Here is a 731-nt window from a genome sequence, read left to right on the forward strand (position 1 = left end):
CAGGGACGTCATAGTTTGACTTGTTGACCACAACTTTGACCTGCTCAGGCACTTCCGGTAGGGGCTCGACGGTTGCGCGGGACCCCTGCAGCGGCACGGTCCTTGGATAAGCGGCGTCGGTCGCCTGAAAGCCGAAGAATACGATGAGAATCGTCGCCACGAGCAAACCGGCCCCAAATAGGCGATCGATGCCGGTAACGAGCTGAGATCGATCGCCGCCTTTTTCCGTCAACGCGCGAAAACGAGGCAGCAGGAGCGGTCGGCGCAACCACCAGACAAGCCACACGATGGCGATCGCAACCCACAAGCCATGCCAGAAGAACACCCTGCCAAGGCCCCAGGTTTCGAGATTGTCGATAGTCTCGCCACTGAGAGTTTTGATTGGAAGCTTGAAGTCGCTTTCGTTCCCCGTCACCGTCAGCCAGTTTCCCGGTCCGAGCAGCGGCCCGGCTCCCATCACGTTGATCATCGGATGGACGTGATGGTGGCCCGGTACTCGTCCTTTGAGCACTGTTTTGAATTCATAGTCCCGGTTCAACTCCAGTTTGGTGGACTGAATTGCTGGGACGCCATTAATGTAGCTCTCGGTTCGGGCTAGCACCGAGCCCGGCGTCCCGTTTCCCAGAAAGGCCGCTTCGGGAAGGGGTAGGTTGACTGGCCAGATCGGGAAGAGTCGGAACTTGCCGGTGACAACGATTTCACCGTTCACGGGAATGTCGTTCGCGCTCCAC

General features: G+C 58.4%; 1 protein-coding gene. It reads right to left on the minus strand.

Annotated elements, in window-relative coordinates:
- Positions 1-709: methane monooxygenase/ammonia monooxygenase subunit B (locus AC628_RS41870; RefSeq protein WP_245321627.1), on the minus strand; the 709-nt coding region annotated here is incomplete at its 3' end.
- Positions 710-731 lie beyond the last annotated feature (22 nt).

Source organism: Bradyrhizobium sp. NAS96.2 (assembly GCF_001908235.1).
Lineage (GTDB): Bacteria > Pseudomonadota > Alphaproteobacteria > Rhizobiales > Xanthobacteraceae > Bradyrhizobium.